The following is an 8,269-nucleotide window of genomic DNA, read 5'->3' on the forward strand; positions in this document are numbered from 1 at the left end:
GGCGCGGCTCTCACGCTCCTCACAGCCGACCCACGGGTAGCTTCCCGGGTACAGAAGGAGTACACCCGGAACCCGAACGCGTAAGGTGGCGTGCTCGTACATGTATCTGTAAGCGAGCACGTCACCCGTACGCGTGAGGAGAGGCACCCGACGATGCCCGGCAACGGCGCTGTGACCCGCAGTACCCTGCGCCAGCAGATCGCGGACGCGCTCCGTGACGAGGTGCTCGCCGGGCGGCTGCAGCCGGGCCGGGAGTTCACCGTCAAGGAGATCGCCGAACAGTACGGAGTCTCCGCCACGCCGGTCCGGGAGGCGCTGGTCGACCTGTCCGCGCAGGGCATCCTCGACGCCGACCAGCACCGCGGCTTCCGGGTGCCGGAGTACACGCTCGACGACTACCGGGGCATGATCGAGGCCCGCAGCCTGGTCACCGACGGCATGTTCCAGGCCCTCGCCGACGGCCTCCACCCCGCCTTCAAGGACCCCGAGGAACCGCGGGTCGCGGCCGCCCTCGCCGCGGTCCGCCGGCGCGGCGAGGAGGCCCAGCGCGCCGCGACCGCCGGTGACCTGACCATCCTCATCGGCTACGACCTGAGGTTCTGGCGGGAGCTGTCGGCCCTGTTCGGCAATCCCTACCTCGCCGACTTCCTGCACCGGCTGCGCGTGCAGTCCTGGGTGTGCGCGGTGCGGCATCTGCGCCGGCTGCCCGATCTACGCGGGTATCTGTGGTCCCGGCACACCGAGTTGGTCGACGCGCTGTCCCGCCGGGACACCGAGGCCGCCCGGGGGATCGTCGCCGCGTACAACACGCACTCACTCGCCCTGATCGAGCGACTGGCGGAGAAGAACGGATGACCGCGCCCACGGAGACCACGGAGGACGAGGACCGGGGGAACGTCGACCTTTCCGTCGTCATCCCGGCGTACAACGAGGAGGAACGGCTCGGCCCGACCCTCGACGCCGTCACCCGCTACCTCGCCGACAACGAGAGCCGCTTCGGCTCCTGGGAAGTGGTCGTCTCCGACGACGGCTCGACGGACGGGACCCGCGAGGTCGCCGCCTTACGGCACCCGCACGTCCGGCTGGTCACCGCCGACCGGAACCGGGGCAAGGGCAACGCCCTGCGCCTCGGTGTCGCAGCGACCGGCGGCAGCCGCGTGCTCGTCACCGACGCCGACCTGGCGGCGCCGATCGAGGAACTGGAGCGGCTGGACAAGGCGCTCAGCGAGGGCAGCGCGGCGGCGATCGGCTCGCGCGCGGTGCCGGGCGCGGAGATAGCCGACCACCAGCACCGGCTGCGCGAGCTGCTCGGCCGCGCCGGGAACCTGCTGATACGCGCGACCGCCGTGCCGGGGATCAGGGACACCCAGTGCGGGTTCAAGCTCTTCGACGGCGACCTGGCCCGCGAGGCCTTCGCCGACTCCCGGCTGGACGGCTGGGGCATCGACGTCGAGGTCCTGCAGCACCTGCACGGCGGCGGCCACCCGATCGCCGAGGTCCCGGTCCGCTGGAGCCATCAGCCCGGTTCCAAGGTGGGTCCGCTGGCCTACCCGAGGGTCCTCGCCGACCTGGCCCGGCTGCGCGTCCGCCGCCTGCGCCCGGCCGACCTCCTGGTCACCGTCCTCTTCCTCGCCCTCTCCGTCGCCCTCTACTCGGGCCGCTTCTTCGACCCGGACCACCGCTATCTCGTCGACTCCCTCCAGGACCAGAACCAGTGGGAGTGGTTCTTCGCGGTGACCGCGGACAACCTCGCGCACTTCCGCAACCCGCTCTTCTCCGACTTCCAGAACTTCCCCGACGGCGTGAACCTCATGGCCAACACGGTCATGCTGGGCGTCTCCGTCCCCTTCGCCCCGCTGACCCTCATGGCCGGTCCGGCCGTCTCGCTCTCCGTCTGCATGGCGCTGGGGCTCGCCGCGACCGCCGTCGCCTGGTACTGGCTGATCGTGAAGCGGGTGGTACGGCACCGGGGTGCCGCCTTCGTCGGCGCGGCCCTCGCGGCCTTCGCGCCGCCGATGGTCAGCCACGCCAACGCGCACCCCAACTTCGTGATCCTGTTCATGATCCCGCTGATCATCGACCGCGCCCTGCGGCTGGCCACCGGCGCCCGGGTCCGGCGGGACGGGATCGTGCTCGGCCTGATGGCGGCCTACCAGGTCTTCCTGGGCGAGGAGCCGTTCCTGCTGGCGGCGCTGGGGATGGTCCTGTTCGCCCTCGGGTACGCGGTCGCGCGGCCGGAGGTGGCGAAGGAGGCGTGGCGCCCGCTGGGCAGGGGCCTGCTGATCGCCGGGGCGGTCTGCCTGCCGCTGGTCGCCTTCCCGCTCTACTGGCAGTTCACGGGCCCGCAGAGCTACCACAGCGTCCTGCACGGCGACAACGCCGGAAACAGCCCCCTGTCCCTCCTCGGCTTCTCCGAACGCTCGATGCTCTTCGGGAACGCGGGCCGCGCCAACGAGCTCTCCCTCAACCCCACCGAGCAGAACGCCTTCTACGGCTGGCCGCTGGTCCTGGTCGCGTTCGGGATCGTCGTACGGCTGTGGGAGCGGCCGCTGGTCAAGGCCCTTGCCTTCACCTCCGTCGCCGCGGCCGTGCTGTCGCTGGGCCCGGAGATCCGCATCCCGCTGACGGAGACGGTGTATCCGGGCCCCTGGGCGCTGGTGCGGAAGTTCCCGCTCTTCGAGTCCGTCATCGAGGGCCGGGTGGCGATGATCTGCGCCCCCGCGCTGGGCGTCCTGCTGGCCGTCGCCCTGGAGAAGATCCTCGCCACCCGCCGCGTCGGCGCCCAGTACTTCGGCCTGCTCGCCGTCGCCCTGGCCCTGCTCCCGATCGTCCCCGCCCCGCTCAAGTCGCAGCCGCGGGAGGCGGTCCCGGAGTTCATCAGCAGCGGGATGTGGAAGTCGTACGTCGGCAAGGGCGAGTCCCTCGTCCCCCTCCCGCTCCCGGACCCCGGCTCCGCGGAGGCCCTGCACTGGCAGACCAGCGCGGGGCTCGGCTTCAAGCTCCCCGGCGGATACTTCAACGGCCCCTACGGCACCGACCGCACCGGAATCTACGGCGCCGTCCCGCGCTACACCTCCAGCATGCTGCGGGACGTCCGGTACACCGGGAAGGTCCCGGTGATCGGCAAGAACTGGAAGGCGCAGGCCAAGAAGGACTTCGCGTACTGGAAGGCGGGGGTCCTGGTGGTCGCTCCGCAACCCAATGACGAGAAACTACGACAGGCGGTGGAGGCCCTGACCGGAAAACCCGGTAAGTGGACCGGCGGGGTCTGGGTATGGGACCTGCACGAGGGGAGCTGACCGGCGCCGCACGGACTACTCTTCCCTGACCACCTGGCTGAGCACTTGCTGTGAACGCGCTGATACTAGGAGCCCTCTTTGGCCTGTGACCTCTGGCTGGTACCGCTGGTCGACGTGTTGTGCCACACCCCCGACAATCCGTTCGCCGAGGAACTCGCGCAATACAACAAGGTGCTCGCCGAGGCCGGGTTGCCCCCGGTGCCGGTGTACCAGTACATGCCGGGCCTGTCCGGCGAGGTCGCGCCCGTGGCCGGCTTCGACTACGACGCGCTCCACTTCCTCCGCCGCGCCTATCTCCTCCAGGTCTGCGGCCTGCCCGTCTCCCCCGTGGACGACCTGGGCGGTGACTACGAGCAGCTCCTGGAGATGTTCGAGTCGACGGCCCAGCAGTCGCACCTGGTCTGGCACTACGACCACGCGGGCGCCTACGTCCCGGTCGACTTCCCGCACCCGCTCTCCAGCGACGAGCTCCTCGCCAGCGGCGGCCCCCTGGGCTCCGCCCACGCCCTGCTGCGCGAGCTGGAGTACGTCGCCCCGTCGATCGGCATCGACCCGGCCAACCCCCCGGCCCCGCCGCAGCCCCCCGCCGCTCCGACGGACCTCGAAGAACCGGCGGTCCCGGCCCCCTACGACCCGAGCCCCTTCGCCCGCGAACGCCACGTCTGGCTCGGCCTGCACGCGGCGGCGACCCGCAGCCTGGCCCAGGGCTCGATGATCGTGTTCAGCTGACGGGCGGGGCGCCCGGGAGGCGGACGCCCCGGCCGGAGTCACCTCTGCTGCGGCAGCCTGATCGTGCGCACGAGGGGCATGTCGGCGTAGCGGTCGGGTTCGACGGTCACGACATGACGGCCGTCGGGCCAGTCGAGCGTGGGCCGCGACAGGTGGACCGCGTGCCCGAGCCGCCACTCCACGCCGTCACGCAGCAGCGCGCCGACCGTGGACGCGCCCGCGAAGTCCAACTCCACGATCTCGACGGCCGGAAGTGCGCCGACATGCTCTGCGAGCCCCTTGCGCATGCCGTCGGCGGCGGCCAGGCAGAGCGCGGGAACGTAGACGTGCCGGGTCGGCCCGTGCTCCGTGTTCGCCACGAAGTGGGAGGCCAGCGAGTTCCCCGAGCCCAGCGCCAGCAGGGCGGACTCGTCGAAGACCACACCGGTGGAACCGGCCCTCGTCGCGCTCACAGGCTGTCCACCGGCCGGCCGGCCTCAAGGTCCCGCCAGATCTTCTCCACCCGGTCGTGCTCCTCGTCGGTGAACGTCACCCCGAAGTGCGTCTCGCAGTACACCTTCGTCTCCTCGTAGCGCTTGCGCAGCTCCTCCTGCGTGGGAGTGGCCCCCGCGAGCTCGGCGATCAGATCGCGCATGGTCATCCCGCGCTCCCGGGCGAGCACCATGAGGCGATCACGGACAGCGGGGTCGACCTTGACGGTGGTGTCAGCCATGACGCAAGTATACCTCCGGTATACCGTGCCGGGCCGTTCAAGCAAGGCGGTCATCGGATTCTCTTCATTTTGAGCTACGCCGCCACGGGGCGAACTTTTTGCAATTCACCCGCAGGTGACTCGGATTCGTACGGCCTCTCGAATACCTCGCAGGTCGTCGAGTACTGCCGAGTCACCGGATCCCGTCGCACCACCCGCCGCAGATACCGCCGTTCCTCCAGCTCACGCAGGGACGCGACGACCGACATGCACCCTTCGCCGCGCTGTGCCGCGAGGATGCGCTCGGTGATCCAGGAACCGTTCGGCAGCCCCAAGAGGTACGTCAGTACGCCTACCGCTCCCCAGGACAGACGTCGGTCCCCGAAACGGGAGTTGGCGAAGGCTGCGAAGGAGCGCAGGGGCGCCGTACGATGAACGCGCATCGGAGCTGTTCTCTCCAGGTGTCGGGCCCCCGGGTGTTGGCGCACCGCGGGGGCATTTCGTTGATCGTGACTTTAGGGCCTCGCAAAGAGCCGAACGCAAGCCACAATCCCTTTTTTCTGCCCGCGTGTTGACGCAATTCACTCCGGCGAGTGAAGCGCGGTCCGCAGCAATCGCGTGTGCACGAAGCGCCCGTGCGCGGTGGGCCGATAGCGCCAGGCCAACGGCCACGTCATGTCGTCCAGCGCGGGAATCGGGATGTACGACACCCGGGCCGGAACGGCGGTCAGTCTGGTCACCTCCGCAGGCCAGGGCAGGTGATCCGTACTCCCGGCCGGAACCAGGAAGTACACGCACCGCCGCCCGCTGGCGACCTCGATGACGGGGCCGGGGTCACCCCCGGTCATCGCCGCGAGCCGGTCGGCGAGTTGCCGCCCCCACTCCCCGTCGTCCACCCGCACCGCGTCGAACTGGACACCGGCCTTGCGGAGTTGAACACCGGAGGCCGGCAGCCAGCCGAGGTTTAACTGGTCACTTTGCGTGTTCATGGGACCAGTTTGGGGAGGTGGGGCTACCGTCGCCATGACTCTGAGTCGACCGTCGAATACGGTCGGATATCGGGGTGGGTTGGTTGTGACCGGTTGAGTTCGGTTGAGTTCGGGGGTGACCGCAATGGCGCGGGCGGAGAACAAAGAGGAAGCGAGCGGCACGGCACAGATGGTGGCCGCCCTGGCGAAGGCACTGCGAGAGCAACAGGAGCTGACGCAGGAGGAGTTGGGGCGGCGGACCGGCTACACGGCATCCGCGATCAGCGCCATGGAGACGTGCGCGCAGCCCGCCAGCGACAAGATGCTGGTGAAGCTGGAGGAGGCGATCGGCGGCGGCATGGGGATCTTCGAGAAGGCCCGCAAGTACATGCTGCTGGAGAAGTACCCGCCTCGGTTCCGGGGCTTCTCGGAGCTGGAGGCCGGGGCGGTCACGATCTCGTCGTACGAGACGCACGTGGTCGACGGCCTGTTCCAGACCGAGGACTACGCACGGGCACTGATCGGAGGCGGCTTCCCGCCGGTCTCCGAGCAGAAGCGGGAGGAACTGGTCGAGGCGCGGCTGGCCCGCCGGGCGCTGTTCAAGCGGGAGCCGACGCCGATGATCGAGCTGATCCTCGAAGAGAGCGTGCTGCGGCGGCCGTTCGGCTCCTGGGAGGTACTGCGCACACAACTGCTCTCGCTCGTCGAGGACGCGCGGCGGGACAATGTGTGTCTGCAAGTGCTGCCGATGGAGCGGGGGTTGCGGGGCACGTACGCCGGGGCTCGCGGCCCCATGAAGATGGTGGTGACCGCGGAGCACGAGCACGTCGTCTACATGGAGATCGAGGACCAGGGCATCCTGGTCAGCGAACCGGAGGAAGTGTCCCAACTCGCCCACCGCTATGCGAAGATCCGCGCACAGGCCCTGAGTACCGACGACTCGGTGAGCCTCATCGAACGGTTGGCAGGAGAGAAGAGATGACCCGCACCGGCACCCTTCGGTGGTTCAAGTCCAGCTACAGCGACGACGGGGGCGGCAACTGCGTCGAGACCGCCTACACCTGGCGCAAGTCCTCCTACAGCGACGGCGGCGGCGACTGCCTCGAAATATCCCCCTGCCCCCACACCGTCCACCTCCGCGACTCCAAGACCGCCCCCGGCGGCCCCCACCTCGCCCTCTCCCCCGCCGCCTGGGTCGGCTTCCTCACGCAGCTCGCGAAGTGACCGTCGGGCCACTCGCTTCTCGGCAGTGTCGTACTTCCGCGAGGTGAGTCAAGGGCGCTCCACTCCGCTGCGCTGCGTTCCGCGTCGGCTGCGCCGATGGCCCTCCGGGCCACCCTTGACACACCTCGCTCCAGCACGGGAGAGAAGCGAGCGAGCGGCCGGAAGGAAGCGGGGGCCCTGACCGGCGTTCGCGGTCAGCCGTCGGCTGCGTCCGCATCGTTGCCCGACGGGCGCGCTCCCGCCTCGCAAGCACGCCGGGCCGGCCAAGCGGCGAACGGCGAGTGGGACACACGCCCACGGCACCTCGCCACACGAGCCACGCGCGCCCCATCGGCCACTGGGAGAGGGGTGATTGGTGGATTTGTGCGCAGCCAAGGCCTATTACCCCAGGCAGGGCAGCCCCGGCCCCGACCGGTCGTGACACAAATCCGCCAATAGCCTCCACCCACGGGGCGGGACGTGGGTGTGGTGGCGGGTCGCGGTGCTGCGCGTCCCCGGCCGCCATCCGGCCCGAGGGCGCGAACTGGTCACGTGGGCGAGGGGGTTGGCGACCCGGCGCACTGGACCATGACCGGAGAACATCGGCGCCATCCGCCAGAGTGGTTTGCCAGGAGCACTTGCCGATTGACCTCCTGACCACCCCTATCTTCGAAGCGTAGCCAGGTGGCTACATTGAGTGAAAGGGGATCAGGGATGCGTTCGACGTCCATGGGTCGCGTGGCGGCCGTCGCCTCGATGGGGCTGCTGCTGGCCGGAGCGGTGAGTGCCGGATCGGCTCAGGCGCAGTCCGCTGCGCAGGCGCGGTACCCCGGTGGGCTCGTCACCTACTCGATCGAGTTCTCCAACCCTCAGGAGAACGACAACAACAACCTTCCCGAACCCTATGGGCGGGTCTACGTGAAGGATGGCGGCCTACGGGAGACGACCCTGTGGGAACACCCGGACCTGGACATCAACACCCCCACCGTGCCGCGCTACCCCGAGGCCGGCTTCACGCACAGGTTCGCCGACCACCTGATCACCGAGGTGTGCGCCTACGTCGGTGAGGACGACACCGGCTACAACGCCGACGACATCCTCGCCCAGGGCTGCGAGCCCTTCCACGGCCCCGGCGCGTACACCATCCCCGGCCCGGACGGAGAGGTGACCGTCACCGTCTACCACATCGGCTGAGCCCCCTCCCCAACGCACGGATGCCCTGCCCTCCTTCGGGGGGGGTGGGGCATCCGTGTTGTGGCCGCTCGCCACCCGCCACTCGCCGCTCGCCGCTCGCCGTCCACCACCCACCACCCACCACCCGCCGCTCGCCGTCCACCACCCACCACCCACCACCCGCCGCTCGCCGTCCACCACCCACC

The 8,269-nt window shown here is 69.7% G+C and carries 9 protein-coding genes; 6 read left to right on the top strand and 3 right to left on the bottom strand.

What is annotated here, in order from left to right:
• Positions 1-153 precede the first annotated feature (153 nt).
• The 3 genes from ABZ887_RS11705 (at position 154) to ABZ887_RS11715 (ending at position 4,028) form a co-directional block, all read left to right on the top strand.
• On the top strand, positions 154-855 hold the full coding sequence (locus ABZ887_RS11705) for a GntR family transcriptional regulator (RefSeq protein WP_361286388.1): 702 nt from the start codon (positions 154-156) through the stop codon (positions 853-855).
• Entirely contained in the window at positions 852-3,299 is a 2,448-nt protein-coding gene (locus ABZ887_RS11710; protein ID WP_361286391.1) for a dolichyl-phosphate beta-glucosyltransferase, read from the top strand. The genes ABZ887_RS11705 and ABZ887_RS11710 overlap by 4 nt, the downstream gene beginning before the upstream one ends.
• Before the next feature lie 78 nt (positions 3,300-3,377).
• A complete protein-coding gene (locus ABZ887_RS11715; protein WP_361286394.1) occupies positions 3,378-4,028 on the top strand; it encodes a hypothetical protein in 651 nt (216 codons plus the stop codon).
• A gap of 38 nt (positions 4,029-4,066) precedes the next feature.
• Here the strand turns inward: ABZ887_RS11715 and ABZ887_RS11720 are convergent, their stop codons facing one another.
• From ABZ887_RS11720 to ABZ887_RS11730, 3 genes are all read right to left on the bottom strand, one after another.
• Positions 4,067-4,480, bottom strand: coding sequence for a hypothetical protein (locus ABZ887_RS11720; protein ID WP_361286397.1), 414 nt, complete (start codon positions 4,478-4,480; stop codon positions 4,067-4,069).
• On the bottom strand, positions 4,477-4,740 hold the full coding sequence (locus ABZ887_RS11725; RefSeq protein ID WP_361286400.1) for a hypothetical protein: 264 nt from the start codon (positions 4,738-4,740) through the stop codon (positions 4,477-4,479). The genes ABZ887_RS11720 and ABZ887_RS11725 overlap by 4 nt, the downstream gene beginning before the upstream one ends.
• Positions 4,741-5,300: 560 nt before the next feature.
• Positions 5,301-5,708 (bottom strand): hypothetical protein, encoded by a 408-nt coding sequence (locus tag ABZ887_RS11730; protein ID WP_361286403.1) that lies wholly within the window; start codon positions 5,706-5,708, stop codon positions 5,301-5,303.
• 124 nt (positions 5,709-5,832) lie between these two features.
• On the opposite strand from ABZ887_RS11730, the gene ABZ887_RS11735 reads away from it, so the two are divergent.
• From ABZ887_RS11735 to ABZ887_RS11745, 3 genes are all read left to right on the top strand, one after another.
• Positions 5,833-6,669: a helix-turn-helix transcriptional regulator gene (locus ABZ887_RS11735; RefSeq protein ID WP_361286722.1), complete on the top strand. Its 837-nt coding sequence runs from the start codon at positions 5,833-5,835 to the stop codon at positions 6,667-6,669.
• Complete coding sequence (locus tag ABZ887_RS11740; RefSeq protein ID WP_361286406.1) at positions 6,666-6,911, top strand: DUF397 domain-containing protein; 246 nt, start codon at positions 6,666-6,668, stop codon at positions 6,909-6,911. The genes ABZ887_RS11735 and ABZ887_RS11740 overlap by 4 nt, the downstream gene beginning before the upstream one ends.
• Positions 6,912-7,604: 693 nt before the next feature.
• Entirely contained in the window at positions 7,605-8,084 is a 480-nt protein-coding gene (locus ABZ887_RS11745) for a hypothetical protein (protein ID WP_361286409.1), read from the top strand.
• Positions 8,085-8,269: the final 185 nt, after the last annotated feature.

Source organism: Streptomyces sp. NPDC047061 (assembly GCF_040643955.1).
Lineage (GTDB): Bacteria > Actinomycetota > Actinomycetes > Streptomycetales > Streptomycetaceae > Streptomyces.

What these genes read in the sequence shown, in the direction of transcription:
- ABZ887_RS11705 (WP_361286388.1), top strand. Translation starts at nt 154, where the DNA reads ATGCCCGGCAACGGCGCTGTGACCCGCAGTACCCTGCGCCAGCAGATC.
- ABZ887_RS11710 (WP_361286391.1), top strand. Translation starts at nt 852, where the DNA reads ATGACCGCGCCCACGGAGACCACGGAGGACGAGGACCGGGGGAACGTC.
- ABZ887_RS11725 (WP_361286400.1), bottom strand. Translation starts at nt 4,740, where the DNA reads ATGGCTGACACCACCGTCAAGGTCGACCCCGCTGTCCGTGATCGCCTC.
- ABZ887_RS11730 (WP_361286403.1), bottom strand. Translation starts at nt 5,708, where the DNA reads ATGAACACGCAAAGTGACCAGTTAAACCTCGGCTGGCTGCCGGCCTCC.
- ABZ887_RS11735 (WP_361286722.1), top strand. Translation starts at nt 5,833, where the DNA reads ATGGCGCGGGCGGAGAACAAAGAGGAAGCGAGCGGCACGGCACAGATG.
- ABZ887_RS11740 (WP_361286406.1), top strand. Translation starts at nt 6,666, where the DNA reads ATGACCCGCACCGGCACCCTTCGGTGGTTCAAGTCCAGCTACAGCGAC.
- ABZ887_RS11745 (WP_361286409.1), top strand. Translation starts at nt 7,605, where the DNA reads ATGCGTTCGACGTCCATGGGTCGCGTGGCGGCCGTCGCCTCGATGGGG.